Source organism: Verrucomicrobiia bacterium (assembly GCA_035495615.1).
In the GTDB taxonomy this organism is placed as follows: domain Bacteria; phylum Omnitrophota; class Omnitrophia; order Omnitrophales; family Aquincolibacteriaceae; genus DATJFP01.
Map to the genome: position 1 here is coordinate 1 of DATJFP010000029.1, position 26,443 is coordinate 26,443.

The window sequence follows — 26,443 nt, forward strand, 5'->3', positions numbered from 1 at the left end:
TCGCGGCGAGACTTGCGATGAGCAAAAGTCTCCGCCGCGTTTTGCCCTCGGTCTTTTCCAGGAGAAGGCCGGCCAGGTAATCGACCGTGATCGTCAGCGCGAGAATCAAGATATACCACGGCACGAACGCCATGTAGAAAACGCAGCTGGCGGCGAGCAGGAGCGCCCAGCGGAGACGATGAGGAAACAAAAAATAAAGCAGCGTCACGACGGGGAAAAAGACTAAAAACGCCGGGGAATTGAAGGACATGCCCTGATCTATCGGCTCATCCGCCGAAGATCTTGCGGCCGCTCGACTTGAGACGGGATAGACCGTGTTGTCTTCGGCGCGGTTTGCTGGAAGAATTCTTTGTTAAAGCGATAGTATTTCCCCCCCGTAATTGGTACGATAGAGCTCGCTCGAGCGACCCCGTTTAGGAATAGGCAAATGGGGGGTCTCGAAGAGAAAAGCATGGTAGACCTTAAAAAGATTGCCCTTTTCAGCGGCTTGTCTCCCACGGATTTTTCCCTGATCAAAGCCTATCTTCGCGAAAAATCTTTTCCGAAAGGGGCAATTATCCTTTCCGAAAACGCGCCGTGCGAGCGGATTTTTATCGTGCAGTCCGGCCGGATCAAACTCTACAGGATGACCTCTTCCGGGAGAGAGCAGATTCTCGAAATTTTGGGCCCCGGCGACACCTGCGCCTGCAACCCTGGTTCCATGGAATGGTTTTGCAATGCGACCGCTGAAGCCATGGAAGCGTCGAAGGTGTGGTTTCTTGCCCGTGACCAGTATGTCCGCATGGTCCAGACGAATTCAAAAGTCAGCCTCACCCTGAACAAGCTGTTCGCCGACAAGCTCCGCTGTTTCGGTTCCCTCATCGAAGAAGTTTCCCTCAAAGACACCAAAAAACGTCTTGTGAAGTTCATTCTCGACATGCCTGCGCCGGGATCTTCCGGCGCGGTTCCTTCCATTAGGTTTACGCAGGAAGAGCTTGCCCAGAGAATCGGCGCAGCACGGGAAACAATAGCCAGGCATCTTCAGCAGCTCAAAAAGGCGAAGTTGATCGACATCAAACCCCGCCAAATCCTGATCCTCGACCGGCCGGGCCTCGAAAAGCTTCTGGCCTGAAGGGGTTAGAATATTTTTCTCCTCATGTGACGCCCGTCACATACCTCTCTGCCTCTCCGGACGTATCCTTCCAGTAGAGGAGAGAAACCATGGGAAAACAAACAACATCCCCCCAATCCTTCTATGGTGATTCGCACGGAGAAATTCTCCGCGGTCTGGACCGTTTTGACCGGGCCCTGATCCATTTCCATTATGAAGGAAAGCCAAACCTCGGCAGGAACATCAAAGAAATTCAAAAGGCCGAGGCAGAGCTCCAAAATTCCGTTCTTCATTGGTTCCTCCTTGAGCATAAGACGATTTATCCTTTCGTCAAAGGACATCTCCCCCGTCTTGAATCCGCGCTTTGCCTTCTCGAATCTGAGCAGCGTGCTTTCCTGAGCCAGTTTAAAAAAATCAGGGAATGCGTGCGGGCCTTCAAAAGAATATCGGGTCCGGCAAAGGCGGTTCGGGCGGATGAAGTCCGCCAGATGGGGATTCTGCTGATTTTTTTACTGAAGAGGCATCTCGAATCCGAAAGTCGCGCGCTGTACGCCGTCATCCTGAAAAATCTGAATGCCGGCGAGAGAACCCTACTGCGAAGCCAAATCGAAAGAGCGAGAAGCCATGGACCCAAAAAAGAGAAACGCCGGCTCTGATGCTTTGCTCAAACGTCTGCTTCGGGACATCGAGGAAGAAGACATCGGCATCAGCCTTTTCAGCACCTTCTATCAGGACCAGGAGGAGCTGAGGTTTTTCAGCTTGGATGACAGGGCGAAAGTGTTGAATATCTTGCAAAGACTGGCGGAAGACAGCAAACGGCACAAAACCATTGTGCTGAAAATCATCGGCCGCCTGGAGGCACGCCGTCATGAAAATTGAATACCTGAAAACTCTGTGGCTTTTGCGTTTCGAGAAAATCCGGAAGGGCGAAGAGGACGCCGCCTGGAGTTATCAGGAAATTCTCGATGCCTGCCTGGCTGATCTCGGCCAGGCCGACGAAGCCGTGTCGCTGCTGGGGCAGCTTGTCCGGGAAGAGCGCATGCATATGAAACTCGCGGAGGAACTCGTCCGTATTGCGCAGAGAAACCATCCGGAATGCGGCACGATCGATCTCTAAGGAGGTGTGTCATGACAGACATTTCGAAGCTTCACACTTATTTGAAAACCATGGCTTACGAGCAAGACCTCAACAAACCGGTCGACCTTCAAGGCGGCCATAACCCGTTTATCACCATTTCCCGGGAAACCGGCGCGGGAGGGCACAGCTTGGCGGCCGCTCTCCTTAAGCTCATGGCAAAGCACGGAACGAAGTCCTTGAGCGGATGGCATGTGCTGGACCAGGAGATCTGCGAAAAGGTGGCTGCCGAACCGGGGCTCAAAGTTTCGCTCCACAGGCTTTTGTCGGAAGAATACCACTCGCAGATCGAAGACATGATTGTGGAAATGTTTGCCGGGGACACCCCCCAGGACGCCGTGGCCAGGCGGATGTTTGCCATGATGCGCACGCTCGCGACCTTCGGGAAAGTCATCCTGATCGGCCGCGCGGGAGCCTTTGTGACCCAGGATCTTCCGCTCGGCATTCACGTCCGTCTGGTGGCGCCCGTGAGCGTGAGAATCCGCCGCATGGCGGCTGTGATGAAAACGGATGAAAATCAGGCACGCCGTTTTATCGAGGCTCAGGACGAGGCGAGGGCCAAGCTCGTGAAAGTTTTTTTTAACGGGGACATTGCCGACCCGCTTTATTACCACGCGACGTTCAACACCGGGCGCCTATCTATCGAAAACGCCGCGGAAGCAGTGCTCGGACAGCTCCACAAAAAGGAGCCCGTCCTCCGTTGAGGGGGAAGAAAAATGAATCATCCGATGCGGCTTGAATTCTGGAAGCAAAAAAAAGTATGGCTCTCCGCCGCGGCCTTGGCCTTGGCGGCGGCCTCCTATGCCGGCTTGCAGGGGCAATGCTCCGAGTCTGCAAGGCGGATGGCTTTTATCTTTGTCCTCGCCGCGTCTTTCTGGACTTTCGAAATGATCCCTCTTTATGCGACCGCCCTTTGGGTTGTATTTCTCGAATCTTTTCTTCTGGTGCGGCCGCTCGGCATGGGATCGGGTCTGGAAACCTATTTCATAGGGCCGCTTGCCGATCCGGTCATTGTCCTGTTTTTAGGCGGTTTTATCCTGGCGCGCGCTTTTGCCAAATATGGCATCGATTCCAGCATCGCGACGTGTCTTCTTCGCCATGCCGGGAACCGGCCTTATTTCATGCTGCTGAGCTTCATGGCCGCGACGGCATTTCTCGGCATGTGGATTTCGAACACGGCGACTTCGGCGTTGATGCTGGCCGTCCTTCTTCCGATCCTGGGAAGCCTTGACGCGGGAGATCCCTTCAGGAAAGCGCTTGTCCTCGGGATTCCCTTCGCGGCCCGCATCGGAGGCATCACGACCCCCGTGGGATCGCCGACGAATGCCTTGGCCTTGGGGCTTCTGGCCGAGCGGGGAATTCATGTCAATTTTCTGACCTGGATGAGCGCAACACTCCCGCTTGCCGTCCTTCTCCTGCTGATGACGAGCGGCATTCTCTACATTCTGTTTCCGCCCCGCCAGGCAGCCGTTCCCTGCAGCATGGAACCTACGCGGCCTTTCGATCGAGACGCCCGGTTGGTTTTGTTCATCGGAGCCGCGACAGCAGGGCTGTGGCTCACTTCTCCGTGGCATAGGATGCCGGAATATCTGACGGCGCTCCTTTGTGCCGGCGTCCTGGCCGCCATGCGGCTCATCACGGTGGAAGATCTGAAAAAAATCGACTGGGACATTCTGATCCTGATGTGGGGCGGCCTGGCGCTGGGTGAAGGCATGATGATTACCGGGCTGGCGGACTGGGCCATGACCCTTCCCGTGTATCCCCATGAAAAATGGCTGCTTTATCTCGCCGTGTGCCTGGTCACGGTTCTTCTTTCGACCTTCATGAGCAACACGGCAACCGTAAATTTACTCATTCCCGTCGCTCTCAGCATTCCAGCCGGGGATGCTTCCATGCTCGCCGTCCTGGTGGCGCTCGCGGCGTCATTTGACCTGGGCCTGCCGATTTCCACACCGCCGATGGCCATGGCGTACGGCACAAAAGAATTGAGTATTTCCGACATGCTGAAGGCCGGAACCGTCTTTGCTCTGGTCGCGAACGTGCTGCTTTTGGCCGGGGTGGAATTTATGATGAAGGAGGTCTTTGTCCGATGAAAGCGCGGATGACTCTGCTGATTTTATTTCTCATGCCGTCTTCGCTCCTCGCGGGGGATGATTTCCAGTATTGGTCGCGCTTGCAGGTGAAAGCGATCGATACGCGGTACGTCGATTACATCAATTACTGGGACCTTCGCTTTTGCGAGGGCGCCTCCCATCTCGGATTCTGGCAGACGAGCCAGAAAGTGCAGGTCGACGCCTTCGAGAATCTTGGTTTTGGAGCCGCTTATACCTACCTGGAAGCGGAAGCCGGATCGAGCGAATTGAAATATCAGCACAGGCTCGAGCTCGAAGCCCTGCCGCGATGGAAATTCGGGCGCATCAATATCAATAACCGCGACCGTTTCGAATTCCGCTGGATCGAAGGCAAAGGCTCGGACAACGGGCGATTCCGCCAGCTTTGGGAGTTCGAATTTCCATTCAAAGCGAAATCCAAGCCGCTGGCGTTTTACTGCAGCAATGAGTTTTTCCTGGACTGCAAGGCGCGGACAATCAACGAAAATCAAGTCGTGCCCGCCGGCATCGTCATTCCGCTTTCCCGGCGAAGCTCTCTGAAGGTTTTTTATATGCTGCAATCGAGAAAAAAAGACACATGGTCTTCGAGCCATATCTTGGGGACACACTTGTCCTTCGCTTTGTAATGAAAAAAGAACCACGGAGGTGCTTTATGAAAACGAATAAAAAAGTCCTAATCGGGTACGACGGCTCCGCCGGCGCGGACGCGCTTCTCGTCGATTTGCAACGGGCCGGCCTGCCGCGTAAGACCTCGGTCATGGTGGTGTGTGTCGCGGATGTCTTTCAACCGCCGTCCACTTGCAACGAGGTGAGCTATGGCGCCGCGGTGATCGAAGCGGTGCGTAAAGGATGGGAACATGCGAACGAGGTGGTGGGGCAGTGCAAGAGTACCGCAGCGTCCGCCGCTAAAAAAATCAGAACAAGTTTTCCAGAGTGGGAAGTGCAGAGCGAGGCTTTCGCGGATTCGCCGGCATGGGGAATTATCAAAAAAGCCAAGTCCTGGAAGGCCGACCTCATTCTGGTGGGTGCGCACGGCATGACCTCGGCCGGCCGGATGCTTCTGGGAAGTATTTCCCAAATCGTTGCCACCCAGGCCTCATGCACTGTCCGTGTGGTTCACAACAGGGCCGAAGACCTGCGCTCGCCGCCGCGCATCGTCATCGGCATCGACGGTTCTCCCTGCGCGAACACGGCGCTCAAAGAGGCCGCTTCAAGAGCCTGGCCCAAAGGGACCGCTTTTCATTTGATTACCGCCATCGATCCCAGGGTCAAGACTTCCGTCCTGCTTCCGCCGTCACAGAAATGGCTGGAGGGAAACGATTCAGTGGCTCATTACTGGGTGGGAAGGCTGATGGAGGCCGCGGCAGATAAACTGCGCTCACGCGGTTTTGCGGTCACCTGCCTCAAGAAGGAGGGAGATCCCAAAAAAATTCTGGTGGAAGAAGCCGAACGCTGGGGAGCCGACGTCATCTTTATCGGCGCGCGCGGTCTCGGCGGAGTGAAGCACGCGTTGATGGGGAGCGTTTCCTCGGCTGTCGCGGCGAGGGCGCATTGCGTGGTGGAAATTGTCCGGGAATCAGTCCCCGGAGCGAACGCAAAAAAGAAAACGACAAAAGGCAAGGTCGCGGCCGTTTGAACGGCACAGGAGGATGATCATGAGTGTCCCTAAAAAAATTCAAAATTTTTTGAAACATCACAAGGTCGAATACGACGTAATCGTGCACCCTGAATCTTTTTCGGCCAGCCGTACGGCTCAAGCCGAACACGTGCCGGGAAAGGAGTTCGCGAAAGTCGTCATGGTCAAATCCAAAGGAAAGGACTTGATGTTCGTGATTCCGTCGACATGCGTGCTGGATTTTTTTAAGGTGAGCGCTTCTTTGGGCACGCAGGATGTTCGTATCGAAGAAGAAGCCGAGTTTAAGAGGCTTTTCAAAGACTGCGAAACGGGAGCCATGCCTCCTTTGGGCAAGCTCTATCATCTGAGCTGTTTCGTGGATGATAGTTTGAAGAAGGTGCCCGAAGTGGTTTTCAACGCAGGCAGCCACAAAGAAAGCATCCGGTTGCCGGCGATGGATTTCTTCCGGGTGGTGAAGGCACGGTTCGGTGATTATTCCGTACCCGCCGCGGCTTTGCCGGCAAAAAAAGAGGCGAAAAAGGCGCCGGCGCCGGCTCCGGCTCCGGAGGCGGATGACAGATGCCTTCTGGCTTTCGAATCGTATCAGCATGCGATCGGCGAAACCGCGGGCATTCTCTACCGGACCCTGGAAAGAAAAGGCGCCCTTAACCCCGCTTCTCTTCAAAATGAATCGGGCATCGCGGATTCAACGCTTTTGAATCGCGCCCTGGGATGGCTTGCGCGAGAGGACAAAATCCTCCTGCGGGGAAGCGGGAAGGAATTCAAGATCTCACTCGCAAAAGCATAAGGAGGCGTTATGGAAGAAAGCCGGAGGTTTTGTCCAGCCGTATGGTTTTCGGGTTTTTTTGCGCTCGGAGCGGCAGTCCATCTGATACGGGGAATTTCAGGGGTGCAGCTTGTCGTTGGAGGATTTGAAGTTCCCATCGGGATGAGTTTCGCCATTGCAGGCATCTTCGGGATGCTTTCAGTGGGGCTGGCCGTCCTGGGCGTCAAAAGAAAATGCGTTTCCGGGCGCGGGCCCGAATCATGCTGCCAGCATTAGAAACGCCCCCGGCGCGCTTGAATCAGGCGCGCCGGGGTGTAAAATGTGCCGGAGCCTGATAATGAAAGATAATAAAGGCAAAATCGGACTCATCAAAAAAGGCGCGGTGCTGGTCAATACCTCCCGGGGCGGACTTTTTATTCCTGTGAGGCCGTCCAGCGGATCTTCCAAAACACCGTCGACAATATCCTGGCCTTTTTGAAGGAGCCGCCGATAAATCAGGCGCGTTAAGAAAGGATTATGTCACACGTCGAGAAAACAATTCAGCTTCGGAGTATCGCGGAACCCTACCGGATTTTTTTCCCGCTCGGAATTTTGATGGGATTGGGCGGCGTTCTTCATTGGTTTTTTTATGGGACAGGAATGATTCCCGCCTACTCCTCGGCGCTCCATGCCGCCGTGCAGACCGAGGCCTACCTGGGATGTTTCATCATCGGATTTCTCACGACGGCCTTTCCCAGGTTCACGGCGTCTTCCCCCTGCGCGCTGTGGGAATTTTTACTTTTATGCGGCCTTGTCTTCGCGGCGGCATTTTTTAATTTCGCGGGCCTGCCGCAGGCAGGGCAGGCCTGTTATGCCGGCTGGGTTGCCGCGCTCGGCTTTTTTGCCGTGCGCCGCGTGCTCGGCAGAAGAGGCAAAGCTTCCGTCCCTCCGGTCTCTCCTCCGGTGGAAATGATCTGGATTCCGGTAGGTCTTCTCCATGTGCTGGCCGGCACGGCTCTTTATCAGGCCGCGTTTTTCGGCTATGCGCCTGCCTCCTGGATGGGAACCGGACGGCTTTTGTCGGATCAAGGCTTCCTGCTTTCGATCGTGATAGGAATCGGGGGCTTTCTGGGGCCGCGTCTCATGGGCACGTTTAAACTGGCGCCGGCGCGCGCGGCGGACGCGGTCCGGGCCCGGCGCATGAAAATGTTTTTCCATCTCAGCGCGGGGGCCCTCGTCTTTTTGAGCTTTGTCCTCGAAGGGGCCGGAAATGTCCGCGGGGCATTTGCGCTTCGGGCGGCTGTCGTGACGGCGGTGATGGCTTCGACCGGAGCTCTTGCCTTGAAACCCGCGAATCGAGACAGCATTGTTCCGGGCGTTTGGGTTTCTTTCTGGATGATCGCGCTGGGGCATTGGGCCGTCGCCTTGAAGCCGGATTTCCGGACGGCGTGGCTTCATCTGGTTTTTCTGGGCGGTTACAGCCTCATGACTTTCTCCGTTGCAACGATGGTCATTGTGAGCCATGCGGGAGAGGCTGCGCGCCTGCGCAGGCCGCTCGCAGCTTTGAACGTCGTTTATGCGGCGCTTGCCGTCGCACTCGGGACAAGGCTCGCCAGCCCGTTTTTTCCGGAACACTACTTTAAACTTTTGGCGTTCGCCTCGGCGGTCTGGTCGGCTGCGGGCGTCGTGTGGCTGGCCTTTTGTTTTCCCTACCTGCGGCGTTTCGCGGATCCCGCAGAAATGGAAAAAGCCCATGCGGAAGCCCGCAAAAGAATCCTTGAAAATAAAAACCATGTTTGCTGATGGAATAGGAATGGAGGCATTATGAAATACGGAAAATTGTGGGCGGGTTTCATTCTCGTGACGGGACTCTCTTTCACGGTGCTGGGCTATTTCGGACGCGAAATTTACCGGCAGGCGCCCCCCATTCCTCAAAAAGTGGTGACAGCCTCCGGAGAAGTCCTGTTCACGGCAGAGGCCATCCGGGACGGACAGAATGTCTGGCAGTCGACGGGAGGACAGGAACTGGGCTCCGTTTGGGGGCACGGCGCGTACGTTGCTCCAGACTGGACCGCGGATTGGACGCACCGCGAAGCCACGGCGCTTGCCGACCTTTTGAGCCAGCAGGCCTATCAAAAGCCTTTTGATTCCCTGGGTGGCGAACAGAAAAAAATCATCGAGTACCGTCTCCAGCAGGAAATCCGCGCCAATACCTTTCATCCGGAAACGGGCGAGGTGACCGTGAGTGATTCCCGCGCGCAGGCCATTAAAAAGACGGCGGCCCATTACAGCGCGCTATTTCTTGGAGATCCTTCGCTTGCCGATCTGCGGGAGACCTATGCCATGAAAACCCGCACGCTGGAAGATCCCGCGCGCATGGAAAAGTTGAACGCTTTCTTTTTCTGGGCAGCCTGGGCCTGCGTGACACAGCGCCCCGGCCAAAGCGTCACCTACACGAATAACTGGCCGGCCGATGAACTCGTGGGAAACCACCCCACGGGAAGCTTGATTCTCTGGACCGGCGTCAGCGTCATTCTTCTCCTGGCCGGTATCGGTGTCCTGGCTTTTTTTTACGCTTCGCAGCACGACGCGCCCTCAGTCCGGTCGTTTCCCGACAAAGACCCGCTGCTCGGATATCAGCCTACGCCTTCCATGAAAGCCACGCTGAAATTTTTCTGGACCGGCGCGGCGCTTTTCGTGGTCCAAGTCGTTCTCGGCGTGATCAGCGCCCATTACAGCGTGGAAGGAAGCGGATTTTACGGGATTCCTTTGTCTCAATGGCTGCCCTATTCGGTGGCCAGGACCTGGCATGTCCAACTCGGGATTTTTTGGATCGCGACCTCCTGGCTGGCCACGGGACTTTATGTGGCGCCCGCGGTGTCCGGCCATGAACCCGCATTTCAGAGAGCCGGCGTCAATTTTCTGTACGTCTGCCTTCTCATCATCGTCGTCGGCTCGCTCGCGGGCCAGTGGCTGGGCGTCATGCAAAAGCTCGGCCTGGCGCAGAATTTCTGGTTCGGCCATCAGGGCTATGAATACGTGGACCTGGGCCGGTTCTGGCAGATCTTTCTCACCGTCGGACTTTTTCTCTGGCTGTTTCTGATGACGCGCGCGCTGATGCCCGCTTTTCGGAAAGAAGGCGACCATAAGCAGCTGCTCGCCCTTTTCGTCATCGCGTCCGCGGCCATCGCTCTTTTCTACAGCGCCGGACTGATGTGGGGCCAGCACACGCACCTTTCGATCGCGGAATATTGGCGGTGGTGGGTGGTGCATCTGTGGGTGGAAGGTTTCTTCGAGGTTTTCGCTACGGTTGTGATCGCGTTTCTTTTCGTCCGCCTGGGGCTTCTCGGCGTGAAGCTCGCGACCGCGGGCGTTCTTTTTTCCACGAACGTTTTTCTCGCCGGCGGCATTATCGGGACGTTCCATCATCTTTACTTTACCGGAACGCCCACGTCGATTCTCGCGCTGGGCGCGACCTTCAGCGCTCTGGAAGTCGTGCCCCTTGTCCTGATGGGATTCGAAGCCTGGAATAATTATCGGCTGACCCGTGCAGGCGGATGGCTCGAAGGCTACAAATGGCCGATCTATTGCTTCATCGCGGTGTCGTTCTGGAACTTGCTCGGCGCCGGCATTTTTGGATTCCTGATCAACCCTCCCATCGCGCTTTATTATATGCAGGGTTTGAACACCACGCCCGTTCACGGGCATACCGCGCTTTTCGGCGTTTACGGAATGCTGGCCATCGGGCTCATGCTCTTCGTCATCAAAGGCCTGCACGCGCCCCGGCCGTGGAAGCAGGGGATCATCCGGTTTTCATTCTGGGCCATTAATATCGGGCTCTTGTTCATGGTCGTGCTCAGCCTGCTGCCCATCGGACTGATTCAGACTTGGTTCAGTGTCGAAAAGGGATTTTGGTACGCGCGCAGCGGAGATTTTCTTCAGACGGGATGGATGGACAAGCTTCGCTGGATGCGCGTGCTGGGAGACACTCTTTTTGGATTGGGGGCGCTCGCTCTCGGCCTTTTTGTCGCGGGGCTGAAGACCGGGGCATCTCTTGAACCACATGAATAAAGCGCGTAAGAAACCTCCGATGCCAAAGAAGAGGCAGGAGATCAAAAAAAAGAAAGAACCCGGCGAAAGATTCCTGGCGGAAGCTCTCCGCCAGGCGCCCGTTCCGGTCCTCATTACGGACGTTTCGGGGAAAATCGTGTACGTGAATGCCACGTTCACCCGGCTTACCGGATACCGCTATTCGGATCTCAAAGGAAAAAAACCGAGCCTGCTGTCTGCGGGCAAGACGCCGGCCGAAGTCTACCAAGACATGTGGGCATCGATCGCATCCGGGGGCGCCTGGCAGGGGGAATTGCTCAACAAACGGAAAAACGGTGAAGAATATTGGGAGACGATCTCCATAGGCACGGTCCGCGGCAAGGCAAATCGGGTGACCCATTATGTCGGCGTGTGGCAGGACAGCACGCGGCGCAAACGCGATCTCGAAAATATCAAAAGGCAGTCGCGGCATTTGGAGAAACAATCGATTACGGATGAGCTCACGGGTGTTCATAACCGGCGGTTCATTCTCTCGGAGGTCGCCAAAGAAATGGACAGGGCGAGGCGTTACGGACGCGCTCTTTCCGGAATGATGATCGACATCGACGGCTTCAAGAAAGTCAACGATGACTGTGGGCACGTCTTGGGAGACCGGGTTCTCCGGTCCTTTGCCGCTATTTTGAAAAAGAGCCTGCGCAAAGCCGATATCGTGGGACGCTATGGAGGCGACGAGTTTCTTGTCATCCTTCCGGAAACGGACCTCGAAGCAGGTTTCAGGACGGCCCGGCGGGTACAAGAAAACTTCGCACTTTATAATCGCAGCGTGATGACGGAATTGGCGAGCCTGACAGTCAGCATCGGGCTTTTTTCGGCCGGAATCAGCGCGGAGGAAACGCCGGAAGGACTTATCGCGAGGATCGATACCGCGCTGCTAAAAGCCAAAAAGAATGGAAAGAACCAGATTGTCGTGGCGCCGGCCGAAGCCGGTTGAATCGGACAAAAGCCCGCCTTTTAAACCCTCCTGTAAGGTATCTCCGGACATTCGCTTTTAAATAGAAGCCGGGCGGCATCAATGCGCTTGATGGAATCCGGCGCATCGGATAGACTCGGCGAACTCTCAATTCTAAGGCTGATCTTATAACCCAAAGGATTTCTATCATGATGGAAGCGCTGCATGAATTTTTCTCGAGGCTTTATCACTTCGACGAGCTGATCCGCTGGGGAGGCTACACGGCGCTTTTCATCATCGTGTTCTCTGAAACCGGGCTGCTGGCGGGATTCTTCCTTCCCGGAGATTCGCTGCTCGTGACGGCCGGGCTGCTCGCCGCGGTGGACGGCGTGCTGGACATCCGAATCGTGGCGCTCGGGCTTTGCGCGGCCGCGATCCTCGGCGATACGGTCGGTTACTGGGTCGGGCATTATTTCGGGCCCAAGCTTTTCAGCCGTGACGATTCGATCTTTTTTCACAAAGATCATCTTGCGCGAACCAAAAAATTTTACGATAAGTACGGCCCTAAGACCATTGTCATCGCGCGCTTTGTCCCGATCGTGCGGACATTTGCGCCGACGGTGGCCGGAGTGGGAGGCATGGAGTACCGGAAGTTCCTTCTCTACAACGTCGCGGGCGGCATCGCCTGGGTGCTGAGCATGACGCTCGGCGGCTATTTCCTGGGCAGCGCGATCCCCAACATCGAAAAGCAGATTCACTGGGTGATCCTGGTCGTGATTTTCCTCTCCTTCCTGCCCATTCTCAAAGAATGGCTGGATCATCGCAAGTCCGCTTCCAAGGCGGACCTCCCCAAAGGAGATCAGTCATGAATCCCGTCGTCCATTTTGAATTTCCCGCGGAGAACCGCAAGCGAATCGCCGCGTTTTATGGAAAGGCGTTCGGCTGGAAGACGGAGCAGTTGGGCGAGGATTTCGGGTATTACACGCTTGCCCGGACGACCGAAGGCGATAAGCACGGCAAGCCCAAGAAGCCCGGCCGCATCAACGGCGGATTTTATCTGAAGTCCCACGACAAGCCCGCGCAATATCCGTCGGTCGTCATCGCAGTGCCAAACATCCGTGCCCACATGGCCAAGGTCAAGAAGGCCGGGGGAAAAGTGCTGGGCGAGCCTTGGACCATTCCGGGCGTCGGCAAATATGTTTCCTTCATCGACACCGAAGGGAACCGCGTCAGCATGCTTGAGCCCGCCATGAAAAAAGCAGGGAAAAAGTAAGGCTCGAAATCTCCTCACCGCAGGAATAAAAAAGGCCCTCAGCAATGAGGGCCTTTTTATTTTTAGCTCAAACCCAGCTGGCTACGCCGTCAAACCCATCCACCACAGCCTGACGTGATCGACAAACCAATGGAAGTACGCGCCGGTATCGAAGTAAAGGTCCGCGCGATTTCGGAGCGCTTTCTCGAACGCGGGGTCGATCTCCAGGGCTTGATTGTAATGACTCAGCGCGGCCTGGTTGTCGCCGAGGCTTTCGTAGGTGATCGCGAGGTTGTTGTGCGCGCATTTGTCGGACGGATTGAGGGTGACGGATTTTTGATAATCCTGGAGCGCGGCCGGATAATCGCCGGCCTCGAAGTAAGCGACGCCACGGTCATACCAGGCCTCGAAAGAATCGGGATTGAGCTGCACGTTTTTGGTGAGGTCCCGCAGCGCGTCCGCGAATTGCCGGGTTTCGATATAGGCATTGCCGCGTCCGCTCAGGGCGTCGGAGTCTTCGGGATCCAGAGAAAGGACTTTGCTGTAAAGCGGAATGGCTTCTTCGAAGCGTTCCTGGTCAGTCAGCGCGTCGGCCTGGTCCAGGAGCACGCCGGGATCTTCATGCTGCAGTCGTTCCTGTTCGAGCTCGCCCCATAATTTCTGGAATTCCCCGCCCGTCATGAGCGGCAGGTCGCGGCTGCAGTCCACGATCTCGGGCATCGACAGGGCCGCGGCCGCCGGAAGGCCGGCGTCCGCGTGAGCGGCCGGGATGGGAAGCAGCGTTTGCGCCAGGAACATAAGAAGTGTTGCGAATAGAAAAGGGCGAGTCTTCATAAGTCCTCCGTTGCTAACAAAGATAACATCCTTCGGGTTTCGTTTCAAAACGAAATCACGAACCGCCCCGCCGCTCCTGTTTTTTCAAGGCCTGCCGCCCGGCATGATTATTGAGTTACATCCCTCCGTTGTGAGTTTTTCGGCCGGTGTTCCGCTGAAATTCATGACAAGCTTTTCGTTTTTACTTTCAATTCCCGCTGCCGTTTCCATCTTCAACTACATCGGGGTTGTCTTCCGGCGCTTTCGGCAGCACGTGAAGGTTGACCATGCGCTGCGCTTCCTGATCCGCGCCCTGCACGGAAAAAGATACGGCATAATCGCCGGCATCGCCGGGGGCGGGAGTCCAGACAAAATTCCCGTCCTCGAACGCGGCCCCGGCCGGCTCGGAGCTGATGCTGAATTCGGCGCCTTGGGGCAGCGGGCGGTTGGTGGCCAGGGTAAAGTGAATGGATTCTTCTTCATGGACCGTGACGTCCTCAATCGGAAGAATTTCGAGAGGGCCGGCAGCTTCCGCAACGGACGCGGCCTGCTCGGGAGTCGGCTCCTGGGAAGGGGCGGCTTCCGGAGTGATGAATTCGACCGGAGCATCTTCGACCGGGCTTGCGGTTTCCACGGGCGTAGTCTCTTCCGAAGGAGCCGCTTCCAGAGCCGGGGATTCACTTGAGACTTCACCCGGCTCCGCGCCGGAGTCGGCGGGCGTGAGCTGCAGCGAGGACGCGGCTTCGGGCATGTCCGCGGGCGCCGTATCTCCGGATTCACCGGCAGGAGGCTCGGCCACGGAAACGGGAAGCGAAGGCGTAGGCGTGGGCTCCGGGCTTGGCGGCGGCGGAGGAATAACCTCACTCGGCGCGGGCGTGGGTGTCGGCTCGACACTCGGCGGAGGAGGCGGAATAACTTCGCTCGGCTCGGGCGTCGGCGTCGGTTCCGGCGCCGCGGCTTCGGTTCCGCAAGGAACTTCGGGAACGGGAATCGGGGCATCGCCGTTCTTGTAGCTTTCGACGGAGGCATAAAGCGCGTTGATGGGCGTCACCTGTCCTGAGCCGACGTCGACTTTGAAAGCGAGAAATACGCCGGCATCCGCGCAGTACGACGCGAGGTCCGGCAGCGCGCTGTTGGCTTCCGTGTCCGTGCGGGCCTTTCCTTCCAGATGGTAATACATCAAGGCCCGGAGCGTGCCGGTGCCGCGATGCGTGACGCGGACACCCGCGTAATGCGTGTGATCGCCGGCGGCAGTCTCATCATCCCAAATGCGATAAAGAAGAGCTTTACCGAGGTCCGCCGATTCTTCGCCGGGGCGGGACGGCGAAGAACGGGACTGTCCGTTTTCGTTCTCGACCACGAGCTGCAAGTCCCAATCCGAAGGCCCCCAGCCCAGCCCGATCGTCGATTCCGGCCCGAGGTGCGAAGGCAATTCCGGAGTCGGAGCAGGAATCGCCGCGGGAGCGGACGCGACCACCGTCAGCGTGATGGTTTGCGAGACTTCGCGGGCATAAACGTCCTGCGTGGTGAAAGTCAGAGTCCGGGTGCTTCCCGCCGCGCTTTCCGGCGGAGTCCAGGAAAATGTTTTGTCCTGAAACACCGCGCCGTCCGGAAGCGAGCCCGTCGTGATGGGCGTGGGTTCGCCGCGGGAATCTTTGGCGGCCACAAGCAGGCTGAACGGCTGACCCGGCGTCAAGGTTTGGTCGCTGAGCGGAGGATCGAAGGCCGGCGGAGTCGCGGGCATGTCCGGCAGGGGAGCGGCAGCGGCCTCGTTTTGAGCCGCTTCGGGCGCGGCGTCTTGAGCGGCCGGGGCGCGCTGGCTCGCGGGAGGCGGCGTTTGCCGCGGCCTGGGCTGAGAAATGCCCGGTGCGGGAGAGGCCGGTTTCTTGGGCGCGGCGAGCGCGGCGGTTTTTTTCGATTTGACGAAAATAGAAACGGTTTTCGTGGATTTCTGAGAAAGAGAATCGGTCGCGACAAAGGCCACCGTGAACGAGCCGGTTTGCTCTTTGCCGGGCGTCCACGAAAAAATCCTGCCGTCGAACCGGGCGCCTTGAGGATGTTTGGCCGACATGCTGACGGAGGCTTGGCGGCCCCGGTAATCCCTGGCGCTCACTTCAAAAGAAGCGGTCTGGCCCGGCGCGACCGTCGGACCTGTGATTTTCCGGAAGACGGGCGGCGTGGAATCTTGCGCCGCTGCGGCGCGATTCGCCGCCAGGGCCTGGGACGTCAGAAAGCCCGTGCAAAGCAGGCTTACTATAATAAAGCGCGAGAGTTTCATAACCGATTCCTCCGTCAGAATGCGTTTCCCGGATGCCTTTGATTGGAAAGATATCGGCACAACGTCCTCCGTTCTTGCATGGGGGATTCCGTCCTGTCAGGCCAAATAAGCCCTTCTTTCAGGCGCCTTTTCAAGGATAGCACTTCCGGCCGTGGCTTTTGGGGAAGGGGAAGCATATAATCTTCCATCACCCGAACTTTTCAATCGTGAGGAATCTATGCCTGAAATGGCGGACGTGGAAGTCCTGAAGCGGCGCTTCAACGCGGAATTAAAAGGAAAGAAGATCACCGCCGTCAAGATTTTGAACCGGGCGCTCGTCAAAGGCGAGCCCGGCCTCGACAAAAAATTGACGGGGAAGAAAATCGTCGAAGCCGAGCGCTACGGAAAATACCTTTTCGTCAACGTGGGCGACGGTTTCCTCATCCTGCACTTCGGCCTGACCGGGCATCTGCTTTTCGAAACGGGAAAACAAAAGCCGTCGTCCGAAGCCATGCTGATTATTTCCGTGGACGGCGTGGACCTGATCTACGAAGCCGCCCGGCTTTTTGGCATGGCGGGCTGGTGCGAAGACCCGCAGGCTTTCATCAAGGAGAAGAAACTGGGGCCGGATGCAGCCTCGCTTTCCCAGCCGGATTTTCTTTCGATCCTGCACGGCGTGAAGGGCGCGATCAAGCCCGCGCTCATGGACCAGCACAAGCTGGCCGGCATCGGAAACGTGTACGCGGACGAAATTCTTTTCCGCGCCGGAATCCATCCGCAGATGCCGGTCAAAGGCCTGACGCTGGAACGGCTGCGGAAAGTCCACGAACAGGTGCAGCGGGTGCACGAAGACGCCGTCAAAGTGGGAGCCGTGCGGACGAAGATGCCCGAGGGATCGCTCATGAAGATCCGGAAAACCTCGAAGGTCTGCCCGAAATGCGGCGGGCCCTTAGAACTGATCCTGGTGGGCGGCCGGGAAACTCTTTTTTGCCCGCATTGCCAGCATCTATGAAGAGAGTCCCGCAAAGCCGGATCCTGCAGACTTTGTCGCAGTACTGGGGCTACGACACCTTCCGCCCGTTCCAGGAAAAAACCATCCAGTCCATTCTCGACGGACGCGATACATTCACGATCCTTCCGACAGGCGGCGGAAAATCCGTCTGCTTCCAGCTGCCGGCCCTTCTTCTGGACGGCATGGCCGTCGTCATCTCGCCGCTCATCTCGCTCATGAAAGACCAGGTCGACTACCTGAAGGACATGGGAATCCAGGCGGAATGCCTGAATTCGAGCCTGGACGGGGAAGCGCAGCACGAAGTGGCCCGGAAAATCACAAGCGGCGGCGTGAAGCTGCTGTACCTGTCTCCCGAACGGCTTGTCCTTGATTCGCTGCAGAAACTCCTGAAGAGCGCGAAGCTTTCCTTTTTCGTAATCGACGAGGCGCATTGCATCAGCCATTGGGGCCATAATTTCCGCGAGGAGTACCGCCAGCTCGGAGCCATCAAGCAGAACTTCGGCAACATCCCCGTGCACGCGTTCACCGCGACCGCGACGCACCCGGTGCAGGAAGACATCGTCGAGCAGCTGCACCTCGAAAAGCCGCTGATCTCCGTGGCCAGTGTGGACAGGCCGAACCTCAGCTACCGGATCCTGCCGCGCTCGGCAAATGTTGTGCGCCAGATCGCGGACATCATCGGCAAGCGTCCCGGCGATCCCGCCATCATTTACTGCCTGAAGCGCGCGGACGTGGATTCCATCTCGGAAAAATTAAACGCGCTCGGCCACAAGAATCTGCCCTACCACGCAGGTCTTCCCGATCACGAGCGTAAAAAAAATCAGGACGAGTTCGCGTCGGAAAATATTTCGCTGATCGTGGCGACGATCGCCTTTGGCATGGGTGTCGACCGCTCGAACATCCGCACCGTGATCCATGCGGCCATGCCCAAATCCATCGAGCATTACCAGCAGGAAACGGGCCGTGCGGGCCGCGACGGCCTTCCGGCGGACTGCGTGCTTTTTTATTCGGGCGCCGATTACCGCACCTGGGAATTCATGCTGCGCGATTCCCAGGATAAAGACGTGCTCCTGGAAAAACTCGGCGCCATGTATAACTTCTGCGTGCGGCCGCAGTGCCGGCACGGGTACCTGGTGCGCTACTTTTCGCAGGAATACGGGCAGAAAGGCTGCGCGGCCTGCGATTTCTGCCTCGGCGAAGTGGACATGGTGGAGGACCCGCTCGTCATGGGGCAGAAAGTCCTCTCCTGCGTGGCGCGCACGCGCGAGAGTTTCGGCGCGGATTACGTGGCCGACGTGCTCAAAGGCAATCTCACGGAAAACGTCCAGCGCCGCGGCCATGACAAGCTCTCCACGTTCGGGCTGCTGTCCTCGGAATCAAAAATCTTTATCCGTTTCATGATCGAGCAGCTGATCGGCCAGGGCTTTCTCCGGCGGGAAGGCGAATACATGACGCTGGCCATCACGTCTTCCGGACGAAGCCTCCTGAAAGGCGAGGGAGCGCCGCTGCTTGCCAAGCCCATCGTGCCCGAGAAAAAGAAAGACAGCGAAAGCCGGCGCCGGAAGATCCGCGAGGCGGAATGGGAAGGCGTGGACGAAGAGCTGTTCGATCTCCTCCGCGCCAAGCGCGCGGAGCTCGCGCGCCAGAAAGGCGTCCCGGCCTACATCGTGTTCGGCGACAAGACGCTCAAAGACCTGGCGCTGCGCAAGCCCGTGACGCTTGACGAATTTGCCGGCATCTTCGGCGTGGGCGCGTCAAAACAAAAAGAATACGGCGAAACTTTCATCGCCTGCATCAAAGAGTACGTCCAAAAAAACGCGGCCTCTCCAACATAAATTCCGGATCCGGCCGATATCCCTTAAGGATGAAAGAAAAACCCCGTCTTTACGATTGGCTGCTTTTGGGCGCCCTGCTGTTCGCGGCGGGCAGCACCGCGCTTCATCTGGACCGCGGCTGGGATTTCACGGACGAAAGTTATTACCTCCTCAACAGCCGGTATCCCCATCTTCTCATGCAGGGCAGCCAGTTCGGCCATTACACGGGGCTTGTCTTCCGCCTGGCCGGAAGCAGCATCGCTCTTTTCCGGCTGGCCGGGATGGTCCTGCTGCTCGCGTGCGGCCTTTTTTTCGCGCTGCGCTTCGAGATTTTTTTGCGCGGCCCGGGCGGCCTCGGCCGGGAAATGCCGGGAGCCTTGGGGCGCGTTTCCACGATTGGCCTCGGCGTTCTGTGTTTTTACGGCGCGTGGCTGACCACGCCTTCTTATAATTGGGTGAATGGGATGGGCGTGCTGCTTGCCGTTGCGGCCCTTCTCGGCGCCGCCGGGCCCGCGCCTGGAAAAGCCGCGGGGTGGGGATTCTTATTCGGCGCGGCCTCGGCCTTGTCGTTCATGGGCAGGCCTTTGACGGCGGCGGCGCTCGGCGGACTGGGCCTCGTCTGGGCTGCCGCGGCCATGCCCCGGGAGCGGTGCGCGCCTTTTTTTCTCGCAGCCGCAGGCGCCGCGGCCCTCGTCTTCGCGCTGCACCTGGCCTTTTTCGAAAAAAGTCTTTCCGCCTACCTTCAGGAAATGAAGGCCAGCCTCGTTCTCAACGGCTACTTCGACAAGTATCGCTTGTCGTTCATTTTCTTCGATGCCTGGCGCGATCTCGGCCGTTTTTTTCTCCGGTTCCTGGCCGCGGCATGGCCTCTTTTCCCGGCGCTTGCCGCGGCCGGACTTTTTTTCCGGCGCCGCGGGGACAAAGCCCGGGGAAGGGCGCTCGCTTTTTTTTATTTCGCGTTCTGGCTTCTCCTGACCCTGCGGAGCGGTTATCTTTTTGCGCTCAAAGGATTCCTGGGGCTGGGATGCTGTGTCTCATTCGCGCTTGTCCAATTTGCTTTCTATCCGGACAAGGCCTTTTTCCGGAACCGGAGATTCCTTTTGCCTCTGCTTTTGACCGCGTCCGCGCTTGCGTTCGCGCTCAGCTCGGATAACGGCGTGATCCGCACGTCTTCGGCGGCTTTCGGCTTGATGGCGGCCGCGGGCATCGCGCTGGCGGTTTCGTTTGATGCCGAGACAGGCCTCGACAAAAGTTCCCTGGTCTGCCTGATGTTCGCGGTCACGGTGCTCGTGACGCTGGATGGGGGCATGCGCCGCCCTTATCGCCAGCTCACGCCTCTCGCGGCCCAGACCGAACCCGTCCGATTTCCCGGCGTCCGCGGCGTTTTGAAAGTGAGCGCGGACACAAAACGCTACATCGACGGCATGCAGCAGGCCGCCGAGCGCGCCGGCTGGACCGCGGGCACGCCGCTCCTGGATCTTTCCGAAACGCCGGGCGCCGCGCTGGTCCTGGGCGCGGTGACGCCTGTCACCGCGTGGATTTATGGCCGGAGATATCCGGGCTATGCCGAAGGGGCGTTCCGCATGGCGGATCCGGCCGAACTCCGCCGCGCCTGGGTGTACGCGCCCGCCGCTGAAGAAACGCGGCGCCGCGTGCCGGAAGAAGTCTTGCAGTCTTTGGGATTGGATTTTCCCGGGAGCTACGAGCGGGTCGGAGAATTCGAGCATCCGTTTCGAAAGCAGATGCAGACGCTTTGGAAGCCCAAAGCCTGATTATTTTTTTCGCGCGGCCGCGAAAAGCGAGCTGCCGAAAGGGATTGTGCCGCCGCGGCAGATCCAGCGGTTTTCCAGGCGGTGCATGCCGAGCAGCGCCCGGTTCAAGAACGCGGGCGGCATATGCAGGTCGCGGCTTTCTTGTTTCGTGCCGCCGCGGACCAGCAAGACCGGGAATAGAACGGGAAGGCGGTAGGTGATCCGTTCGATGCCAAAGCCCGCGCCGTCCAGCAAATCCGCCAGCTCTTTTTTCCGGAAACGCCTTTTCGTTTCCACTTCCGCATCGTGTCCGCGCCGCAGGATTTCGAAAGCGGGAAGATTGATGATCAAGAGGCCTCCGGGCTTCAAGGCCGTGTGGAATTTTTTCAGGACGTCTTCGATGCTTCCGACCCCGCGGTGACAAAGGACGTCGAGGCTTGTGATCGCGTCAAAGGCCTCCGAAGGAGGCCGCCAGGCGTTGAGGTCTTCCTGCTCCGTGTTTTGGAGGCCGCGCTCGCGGCAGAGGCGGAGGGCCTCCTCCGAAAAATCGATTCCCACCGCTTCCGCCCGGCCGGAGAGGAGAGAAAGCAATCCGCCGGTCCCGCATCCCGCGTCCAGGACCCGGAGATTTTTTCCGGAAGGAAGATGCGCCAGCGCCAGCTCATGCAGCCCGACAAACCAGAAATGGCGGCTTTCCAAATCGCGATGGCGGACATAGCTTTCTTTTTTCACGCGCGGTTTTCTCCGATGCCCCAGGAGCGGCGCACGGTGAAAGATTCCTCGGCGCGCCCGTGAGGAGGTTCGCGAAGCGAAAGCATCATGGAAATGAAGAGCCGGAGAAGTTTGACCGGGGTATAGCCCGAACGGCCCGCTTTGCGGGGTTCATGCCGGACCAGGACCTGTCCGATCCGCTTCGTGCGCCGGAAGATCCGGGCATCGACGTACGGGAAAGCGTAATTTTCCCGCAGCACCGTATCCAGCAGCGGGCGGTTCATCGCGCGGAAGCTGGAAAGATAAAGCTCGCGGGGTTTTTTCAGCGCGAAACAGGCGGCGGCGTTGTAAGTCTTGCTGACCAGTTTTCGCCAGAACGCCTGCCGCTTCCGCGGGTAGGCGCCGTAAGTCACGTCGCATTCGCCTTTGAGCAGAGGCTCCACAAGGGGCGGGACCTCGGAAGGCGGGTTCTGCCCGTCGTCATCCATCGTCACCACAAAATCTCCCTGCGCGTGTTTCAGTCCTGCCATCACGGCCGGGTATTCCCCGGCATTGGGAAAAAGAGACAGGGCCTTCACGACGTGACGGTGCTTTTCGTAAAGCGCCGCGCAGATTTCTTCGGAGCGGTCCGTGGAGGCATCGTTGACGAGAATGATTTCAATCCGGTATTGGGCGCCGAGCCCCGCAAGCTCGTCCACCAGGGGCGTCAGCGTCGCCTCGCTGTTGAAAACCGGAATCACGATCGAGACGAACGGTTTTTCAGCGTCCGAGCGATTCATTCAGGCACCGTACGGTGTACAGGACTTGGGCTTGGGTCATGCCGGGAAAAAAAGGCAGGCTGAGGACTTCGCGGGCAAGGCGCGACGCGTGAGGAAAGCGGCCGGCCGCGGGCCAGGCAAAGGCCTTTTCCCGGAAAACCGGCCGGGGAAAATGAACGAGCGCGGCAATGCCGCGGGATTTCAGGGCGCGGATGATTTTGGCGCGCCGCGGCACTTTGACGGCGAAGACATAGTAGGCCTGGCGCCGGTCTTCGTGCTCCTCGAAACAAATTTCCGGGGGCAGCCGGTCCCGGTACATCTGCGCCAGCCGCCGGCGTTCGCGGACCCAGCCTTTGAGGCGCCGCAATTTCACGCGCAGGATCGCGGCCTGCATTTCGTCCAGGCGGCTGTTGATGCCCGGCTCCACGAAATTTCCTCCGGCGCGGCCGTAATCGCGCAAACGCAGCAGCCTCCGGTAAATTTCTTCGTGCCGCGTGGTCACCGCTCCCGCGTCGCCCAGCGCGCCGAGATTTTTGGTCGGATAAAATGAAAACGCGCCGCAGTCGCCGGAAGCCCCGGCGTTCCGTCCCCGGTAAGAGGCCCCGGCCGCGTGGGCGCAGTCTTCCACAATCTTGAGATTCTTTGCGCGGGCCAGGCGCAGCAGGGGAGCCATGTCGCAGCTTTGCCCGTAGAGATGCACGGGCACGATGGCCTTGGTGCGCGGCGTCACGGCGCGGGCCGCCGCCGCCGGGTCCATCAAGCCGTCTTCCGGCCGCACGTCGACAAGGACAGGCCTGGCCCCGGACCTTGCAATGCCGGTAATCGTCGGATAGGCCGTGAGCGCGCTCGTCAGGACTTCGCCGCCTTTTCCGATGCCGAGCGCCATGAGCGCGAGCGTAATCGCATCGGTCCCGGAAGCGGTGCCGACGCAGTAGGGAGTTCCGGCGGCGCGCGCGAATTCCTTCTCGAAGGCCGCGACCTCGGGTCCCAGGATGAAGCGGCCGTTGGATAAAACGCGGCGCAGCGCAGCCTCGATGCCGGGCCGCGCCGTGCGCAGGGAAGGTTCCAGATCGTTAAAAGGCACTTTCATGAAGGGTTCCGGAACTCCTCGTAATCCCGGATGTAGTCGGATTCGTCAAAGATTCCGGACGCGAGGACAAGCAGGATCGCGCCGTCTTCGAATTTGCGGACTTCATGCCATATTCCGGGCGGGACATAAAGTCCGGTGTCGGGCCCGTCCAGCACGACGGTCTTGGATTTCGTGCCGTCATCCAGGAAAATCTCGGCCTTGCCTTTGAGGCAGAAGAGGACTTGTTCCAGCTGCCGGTGCGCATGGCGCCCGCGGACGGCGCCGGGATTCAGGCGGGTGATCGTATAAAAGCGTTTGATGTCGAAAGGGATCTGGCGTGAAACTTCGCCGACGCTGAGATGCCCGCGGGAACCGCCGTCCAGGACTTGAAGCCGGATCGTTTTGCAGTTTTGGATGTCGCCCATCGCGCACATTATGAATTCCGGCGGGAGGGGAAATCAATATTTATTATCGGGGCGTCCAGGGCGCGGAAATTCGGGGGGCTTTTCAGGCTGTCCCGCGAATTTTATTTGTTCTATAATCCGGGGACATGAAAACTTCCGACCGCCGCCCGGTTTTCACGGCGCTTTTCCTTTTTCTTGCGGCCTTTGCCGCGCGCCTTCTTTTTTATCCGGCCTTCCGGCAGATGAATCCCGCATGGTCCTTCCAGAATCTCGACGTCAATCACTGGCTCGTCATCGCCCGCAACGTCGCCGCGGGGCGCGGGTTCACCGACAGCGCGCTCATGACTTATTTTCAGACGCCCTCCCTTCATGCCACGGCCGCTCGAAGCCCTGTGCCGGTGCTTCTGCTCGCCGGACTGCTGAAAATTTTTCCGGACAGGCTTCCGACCTTTCTGATTTATTCATGGACGCTGTCGGGCCTGAACGCGGCGGCGCTTTATTATCTGGCCCTGCGCCGTCTGAAATCGCGGCGGCTCGCGCTGGTGACCGGGCTCATCTATTGTTTTTATTTTCCCGAAATGGACCGCTCGATCGCCTATGCCGCGGCGTCGGAGGGCGTTTTCATCCTGCTGTTCATTGCGTACTTCCGTTTCTGCAACAGGTGCTTCGACAGGCCGTCGAAAGCGTATGCCGCCGCCGCGGGGCTGGTGTTTGCGCTGGCTTTTCTTTCGAGGCCGGTCATTCTTTTCATGCCCGCGCTTTTTGCCGGGGCGATGATCAAGCACCACCGTGCCCGGGCGCTCGCGCCGCTGGCCTGCTTTGCCGCGGCTGCCGCGCTTTGCGCCGCGCCCTGGACGATGCGCAACCAAAAAGTTTTCGGACGGCCTGTCCTCACCACCACGCTTGGCGGCTACAATCTCCTGCGGCACAACTGGATGATCGAGACCGGAAAATACAAGCTGTGCACGGATGACGACTTCGAGCCCGTGGCGCACCGCGCCGCGGCGGAAACCGGGCGCCCCTTGGAAAGCATGAACGAAGCGGAGCTCGACGCGCTGTTCAAAGAAAAGGCAAAGCAGATCATCCGGCGCTACCCGCTGCGCTACCTCGAGGCGAGCATGATCCGGCTGTTCTGGCTTTGGTACAAGATCGGCGCGGACAGGCCGCTTTACGTCATCCAGAACGCGGTGATCTACGCGTTCCTCCTTCCAGGACTCGTCATGACGCTCTTGCGCCGCAGCCGCCTGGGCTTTATTTCCGTCCATTTTCTTTACTTTATCGTGATGCACGCGGCCATCAACGCGCAGTTCCGGTTCATCGAGCCTCTCATGGGCTTCGGCATCATGATCGCGGTTTTCGCGGCCGCGGATATTTTCGGGTTTCCGCGAAACAGTTCCCCTCCGCCGGTTCCGGGAGTAAAATAATTCCATGGAAACGACCAGCGATTTCAACCTTGCCCGGTTTCTTTTCCTGCGCTCGCTGGCCGTGCTTTATCTCATCGCGTTTCTCGTCGCGCTCAAGCAATTCCCCGCGCTGCTCGGCGAAAAAGGCCTGATCCCGGTTCCGGAATTCGTGAAGCAGGTGCCGTTCAGGGCCGCGCCCAGCCTTTTTTACTGGCATTACTCCGACCGCTTTCTGAAAATTCTTTGCTGGGCCGGGATGCTGATTTCAGGCGGGCTGATGACCGGGCTTTTTGACCGCGGACCCTGGTGGTCCACGACCGGCCTGTGGCTGGTGCTCTGGGTTTTTTATCTTTCGATCGTGAACGTGGGCGAGACCTTTTACAGTTTCGGCTGGGAATCCATGCTGCTCGAAGCGGGATTCTTCGCCGCGTTTCTCGGACCGCGGCTCGCGCCTTCCATCATTCCCATTTTGATTTTACGCTGGATGCTTTTCCGCGTGGAGCTGGGCGCGGGGCTTATCAAGATCCGCGGGGACCAGTGCTGGCGCGATCTCACGTGTCTTTATTACCATCACGAAACGCAGCCCATGCCCAACGGCCTCAGCTGGTATTTCCACCACCTGCCCAGGGCCGTGCAGCGGTCCGGCGTGGCCTTCAGCCATTTCGTGCAGCTTGCGGCGCCGTTCGGCCTTTTCGCGCCGCCCGTCGTCGCGGCGGTATCGGCGAGCCTCATCATCCTTCATCAGCTCATGCTCATCGTCAGCGGCAATTATTCCTGGCTCAACTGGCTGACGGTCGCGCTCGCGTTCACGGCGTTCAGCGATTCGCTGCTCGGGTTTCTGCCGTGGAAGCCGGCGCAGGACCCGCCGAGGCCCGCGGCGTTCAACGCGGTCTTGTATGGTCTTGCCGCGCTCACGATCGTTCTCAGCGTTCCGCCCACACTCAATTTTTTCGCCAGGCGCCAGCTCATGAACGCGAATTACAATCCGTTCCATCTCGTCGGCTCCTACGGCGCGTTCGGCTCCGTGACCCAGGAGCGTTATGAGATCATCGTGAAGGGGACCGGCAGCCCCTTTCCCGCGCCGGAGGCGGATTGGCGCGAGTACGAATTCAAAGGCAAACCCGGAAACGTCATGCGAAATCCGCCGCAGATCGCGCCCTATCACCTGAGGCTGGACTGGCTCATGTGGTTTCTCCCGTTTTCCATGCAGGTGTCCGGCCATCAGGTCATGACACAGGGTTATCCGGTCTGGTTCCTGAGATTCGCGAGGAAGCTGCTCGAGGCGGACCGGCCCACGCTCGCGCTTTTGGGGTCCGACCCTTTTGCGGGAAAGGCCCCGCGCTACCTGCGGGCCGAGGTCTATCTCTATCACTTCACCCGCCCCGAGGAGCGCAGGAAAACCGGGGCCGTCTGGACGCGGGAGGAGATCGGCGATTATCTTCCTCCGGTGGACCTGGAGCGCCTGAAAAATATCTAATCGCAA

At 58.5% G+C, this 26,443-nt stretch carries 25 protein-coding genes; 18 read left to right on the forward strand and 7 right to left on the reverse strand.

From position 1 onward, the window contains the following. Positions 1-250, reverse strand: a 250-nt coding sequence (locus VL688_03730; GenBank protein HTL47156.1) for an MBOAT family protein, incomplete at its 3' end; no start/stop codon positions are given. A 201-nt stretch (positions 251-451) separates the two neighbouring features. On the opposite strand from VL688_03730, the gene VL688_03735 reads away from it, so the two are divergent. The 13 genes from VL688_03735 to VL688_03795 all read left to right on the forward strand — a co-directional run bounded on the left by VL688_03735 (position 452) and on the right by VL688_03795 (position 12,989). Next, a complete protein-coding gene (locus tag VL688_03735) occupies positions 452-1,111 on the forward strand; it encodes a Crp/Fnr family transcriptional regulator (GenBank protein HTL47157.1) in 660 nt (219 codons plus the stop codon). A gap of 603 nt (positions 1,112-1,714) precedes the next feature. After that, positions 1,715-1,969 carry a hypothetical protein gene (locus tag VL688_03740; GenBank protein HTL47158.1) on the forward strand — a complete coding sequence of 85 codons (255 nt, stop codon included), beginning with the start codon at positions 1,715-1,717 and terminating at the stop codon, positions 1,967-1,969. After that, on the forward strand, positions 1,959-2,207 hold the full coding sequence (locus VL688_03745; protein ID HTL47159.1) for a hypothetical protein: 249 nt from the start codon (positions 1,959-1,961) through the stop codon (positions 2,205-2,207). The genes VL688_03740 and VL688_03745 overlap by 11 nt, the downstream gene beginning before the upstream one ends. Before the next feature lie 11 nt (positions 2,208-2,218). Then, positions 2,219-2,929: a cytidylate kinase-like family protein gene (locus tag VL688_03750; GenBank protein ID HTL47160.1), complete on the forward strand. Its 711-nt coding sequence runs from the start codon at positions 2,219-2,221 to the stop codon at positions 2,927-2,929. Positions 2,930-2,941: 12 nt separating this feature from the next. Beyond that, the gene (locus tag VL688_03755) at positions 2,942-4,318 is read left to right on the forward strand and encodes a DASS family sodium-coupled anion symporter (protein ID HTL47161.1); all 1,377 of its coding nucleotides are present in this window, start codon (positions 2,942-2,944) and stop codon (positions 4,316-4,318) included. Next, positions 4,315-4,962 carry a DUF2490 domain-containing protein gene (locus VL688_03760; protein ID HTL47162.1) on the forward strand — a complete coding sequence of 216 codons (648 nt, stop codon included), beginning with the start codon at positions 4,315-4,317 and terminating at the stop codon, positions 4,960-4,962. Before VL688_03755 ends, VL688_03760 begins: the two co-directional genes overlap by 4 nt. A gap of 26 nt (positions 4,963-4,988) precedes the next feature. Next, a complete protein-coding gene (locus VL688_03765; GenBank protein HTL47163.1) occupies positions 4,989-5,972 on the forward strand; it encodes a universal stress protein in 984 nt (327 codons plus the stop codon). 19 nt (positions 5,973-5,991) lie between these two features. After that, positions 5,992-6,759, forward strand: coding sequence for a YbaK/EbsC family protein (locus VL688_03770; protein HTL47164.1), 768 nt, complete (start codon positions 5,992-5,994; stop codon positions 6,757-6,759). A 495-nt stretch (positions 6,760-7,254) separates the two neighbouring features. Then, a complete protein-coding gene (locus VL688_03775; protein ID HTL47165.1) occupies positions 7,255-8,520 on the forward strand; it encodes an NnrS family protein in 1,266 nt (421 codons plus the stop codon). Positions 8,521-8,541: 21 nt separating this feature from the next. Further along, positions 8,542-10,788: a nitric-oxide reductase large subunit gene (locus tag VL688_03780; GenBank protein HTL47166.1), complete on the forward strand. Its 2,247-nt coding sequence runs from the start codon at positions 8,542-8,544 to the stop codon at positions 10,786-10,788. Between the two features lie 19 nt (positions 10,789-10,807). Next, positions 10,808-11,758: a diguanylate cyclase gene (locus VL688_03785; GenBank protein HTL47167.1), complete on the forward strand. Its 951-nt coding sequence runs from the start codon at positions 10,808-10,810 to the stop codon at positions 11,756-11,758. Positions 11,759-11,925: 167 nt separating this feature from the next. Continuing rightward, positions 11,926-12,585: a VTT domain-containing protein gene (locus VL688_03790; GenBank protein HTL47168.1), complete on the forward strand. Its 660-nt coding sequence runs from the start codon at positions 11,926-11,928 to the stop codon at positions 12,583-12,585. Then, positions 12,582-12,989 carry a VOC family protein gene (locus tag VL688_03795; protein ID HTL47169.1) on the forward strand — a complete coding sequence of 136 codons (408 nt, stop codon included), beginning with the start codon at positions 12,582-12,584 and terminating at the stop codon, positions 12,987-12,989. Before VL688_03790 ends, VL688_03795 begins: the two co-directional genes overlap by 4 nt. A gap of 81 nt (positions 12,990-13,070) precedes the next feature. Here the strand turns inward: VL688_03795 and VL688_03800 are convergent, their stop codons facing one another. Together VL688_03800 and VL688_03805 are read right to left on the reverse strand one after the other, a co-directional pair. Next, complete coding sequence (locus VL688_03800) at positions 13,071-13,802, reverse strand: tetratricopeptide repeat protein (GenBank protein ID HTL47170.1); 732 nt, start codon at positions 13,800-13,802, stop codon at positions 13,071-13,073. 187 nt (positions 13,803-13,989) lie between these two features. Next, the gene (locus tag VL688_03805; protein ID HTL47171.1) at positions 13,990-16,059 is read right to left on the reverse strand and encodes a putative Ig domain-containing protein; all 2,070 of its coding nucleotides are present in this window, start codon (positions 16,057-16,059) and stop codon (positions 13,990-13,992) included. Positions 16,060-16,276: 217 nt separating this feature from the next. Between VL688_03805 and VL688_03810 the strand changes: the two genes are divergently transcribed. Genes VL688_03810 through VL688_03820 form a run of 3 tightly spaced genes read left to right on the forward strand, consistent with a single transcriptional unit; the run spans position 16,277 to position 20,636 of the window. Next, the gene (locus VL688_03810) at positions 16,277-17,050 is read left to right on the forward strand and encodes a DNA-formamidopyrimidine glycosylase family protein (protein HTL47172.1); all 774 of its coding nucleotides are present in this window, start codon (positions 16,277-16,279) and stop codon (positions 17,048-17,050) included. Continuing rightward, a complete protein-coding gene (recQ, locus tag VL688_03815; GenBank protein ID HTL47173.1) occupies positions 17,047-18,885 on the forward strand; it encodes a DNA helicase RecQ in 1,839 nt (612 codons plus the stop codon). Before VL688_03810 ends, recQ begins: the two co-directional genes overlap by 4 nt. A 29-nt stretch (positions 18,886-18,914) precedes the next feature. Then, the gene (locus VL688_03820) at positions 18,915-20,636 is read left to right on the forward strand and encodes a hypothetical protein (GenBank protein ID HTL47174.1); all 1,722 of its coding nucleotides are present in this window, start codon (positions 18,915-18,917) and stop codon (positions 20,634-20,636) included. Here the strand turns inward: VL688_03820 and VL688_03825 are convergent, their stop codons facing one another. From VL688_03825 to VL688_03840, 4 genes are read right to left on the reverse strand one after another with little or no spacing between them, the layout of a single operon-like run. Further along, on the reverse strand, positions 20,637-21,347 hold the full coding sequence (locus VL688_03825) for a class I SAM-dependent methyltransferase (GenBank protein ID HTL47175.1): 711 nt from the start codon (positions 21,345-21,347) through the stop codon (positions 20,637-20,639). It lies immediately after the preceding gene. Beyond that, a complete protein-coding gene (locus VL688_03830) occupies positions 21,344-22,105 on the reverse strand; it encodes a glycosyltransferase (protein HTL47176.1) in 762 nt (253 codons plus the stop codon). The genes VL688_03825 and VL688_03830 overlap by 4 nt, the downstream gene beginning before the upstream one ends. Beyond that, entirely contained in the window at positions 22,086-23,174 is a 1,089-nt protein-coding gene (locus VL688_03835) for a DegT/DnrJ/EryC1/StrS family aminotransferase (GenBank protein HTL47177.1), read from the reverse strand. Before VL688_03835 ends, VL688_03830 begins: the two co-directional genes overlap by 20 nt. Beyond that, the gene (locus VL688_03840) at positions 23,171-23,587 is read right to left on the reverse strand and encodes an FdtA/QdtA family cupin domain-containing protein (protein ID HTL47178.1); all 417 of its coding nucleotides are present in this window, start codon (positions 23,585-23,587) and stop codon (positions 23,171-23,173) included. The genes VL688_03835 and VL688_03840 overlap by 4 nt, the downstream gene beginning before the upstream one ends. Before the next feature lie 116 nt (positions 23,588-23,703). Here VL688_03840 and VL688_03845 point away from each other — a divergent pair, with 116 nt between their 5' ends. Together VL688_03845 and VL688_03850 are read left to right on the forward strand one after the other, a co-directional pair. Then, the gene (locus VL688_03845; protein HTL47179.1) at positions 23,704-24,981 is read left to right on the forward strand and encodes a glycosyltransferase family 39 protein; all 1,278 of its coding nucleotides are present in this window, start codon (positions 23,704-23,706) and stop codon (positions 24,979-24,981) included. A 4-nt stretch (positions 24,982-24,985) separates the two neighbouring features. After that, entirely contained in the window at positions 24,986-26,437 is a 1,452-nt protein-coding gene (locus VL688_03850) for a lipase maturation factor family protein (GenBank protein ID HTL47180.1), read from the forward strand. Positions 26,438-26,443: the final 6 nt, after the last annotated feature.

What these genes read in the sequence shown, in the direction of transcription:
- VL688_03750 (HTL47160.1), top strand. Translation starts at nt 2,219, where the DNA reads ATGACAGACATTTCGAAGCTTCACACTTATTTGAAAACCATGGCTTAC.
- VL688_03755 (HTL47161.1), top strand. Translation starts at nt 2,942, where the DNA reads ATGAATCATCCGATGCGGCTTGAATTCTGGAAGCAAAAAAAAGTATGG.
- VL688_03770 (HTL47164.1), top strand. Translation starts at nt 5,992, where the DNA reads ATGAGTGTCCCTAAAAAAATTCAAAATTTTTTGAAACATCACAAGGTC.
- VL688_03845 (HTL47179.1), top strand. Translation starts at nt 23,704, where the DNA reads ATGAAAACTTCCGACCGCCGCCCGGTTTTCACGGCGCTTTTCCTTTTT.
- VL688_03810 (HTL47172.1), top strand. Translation starts at nt 16,277, where the DNA reads ATGCCTGAAATGGCGGACGTGGAAGTCCTGAAGCGGCGCTTCAACGCG.
- VL688_03830 (HTL47176.1), bottom strand. Translation starts at nt 22,105, where the DNA reads ATGAATCGCTCGGACGCTGAAAAACCGTTCGTCTCGATCGTGATTCCG.
- VL688_03780 (HTL47166.1), top strand. Translation starts at nt 8,542, where the DNA reads ATGAAATACGGAAAATTGTGGGCGGGTTTCATTCTCGTGACGGGACTC.
- VL688_03790 (HTL47168.1), top strand. Translation starts at nt 11,926, where the DNA reads ATGATGGAAGCGCTGCATGAATTTTTCTCGAGGCTTTATCACTTCGAC.
- VL688_03795 (HTL47169.1), top strand. Translation starts at nt 12,582, where the DNA reads ATGAATCCCGTCGTCCATTTTGAATTTCCCGCGGAGAACCGCAAGCGA.
- VL688_03745 (HTL47159.1), top strand. Translation starts at nt 1,959, where the DNA reads ATGAAAATTGAATACCTGAAAACTCTGTGGCTTTTGCGTTTCGAGAAA.
- VL688_03740 (HTL47158.1), top strand. Translation starts at nt 1,715, where the DNA reads ATGGACCCAAAAAAGAGAAACGCCGGCTCTGATGCTTTGCTCAAACGT.
- VL688_03775 (HTL47165.1), top strand. Translation starts at nt 7,255, where the DNA reads ATGTCACACGTCGAGAAAACAATTCAGCTTCGGAGTATCGCGGAACCC.
- recQ (HTL47173.1), top strand. Translation starts at nt 17,047, where the DNA reads ATGAAGAGAGTCCCGCAAAGCCGGATCCTGCAGACTTTGTCGCAGTAC.
- VL688_03805 (HTL47171.1), bottom strand. Translation starts at nt 16,059, where the DNA reads ATGAAACTCTCGCGCTTTATTATAGTAAGCCTGCTTTGCACGGGCTTT.
- VL688_03820 (HTL47174.1), top strand. Translation starts at nt 18,915, where the DNA reads ATGAAAGAAAAACCCCGTCTTTACGATTGGCTGCTTTTGGGCGCCCTG.
- VL688_03835 (HTL47177.1), bottom strand. Translation starts at nt 23,174, where the DNA reads ATGAAAGTGCCTTTTAACGATCTGGAACCTTCCCTGCGCACGGCGCGG.
- VL688_03785 (HTL47167.1), top strand. Translation starts at nt 10,808, where the DNA reads ATGCCAAAGAAGAGGCAGGAGATCAAAAAAAAGAAAGAACCCGGCGAA.
- VL688_03850 (HTL47180.1), top strand. Translation starts at nt 24,986, where the DNA reads ATGGAAACGACCAGCGATTTCAACCTTGCCCGGTTTCTTTTCCTGCGC.
- VL688_03840 (HTL47178.1), bottom strand. Translation starts at nt 23,587, where the DNA reads ATGTGCGCGATGGGCGACATCCAAAACTGCAAAACGATCCGGCTTCAA.
- VL688_03765 (HTL47163.1), top strand. Translation starts at nt 4,989, where the DNA reads ATGAAAACGAATAAAAAAGTCCTAATCGGGTACGACGGCTCCGCCGGC.
- VL688_03760 (HTL47162.1), top strand. Translation starts at nt 4,315, where the DNA reads ATGAAAGCGCGGATGACTCTGCTGATTTTATTTCTCATGCCGTCTTCG.
- VL688_03735 (HTL47157.1), top strand. Translation starts at nt 452, where the DNA reads ATGGTAGACCTTAAAAAGATTGCCCTTTTCAGCGGCTTGTCTCCCACG.
- VL688_03800 (HTL47170.1), bottom strand. Translation starts at nt 13,802, where the DNA reads ATGAAGACTCGCCCTTTTCTATTCGCAACACTTCTTATGTTCCTGGCG.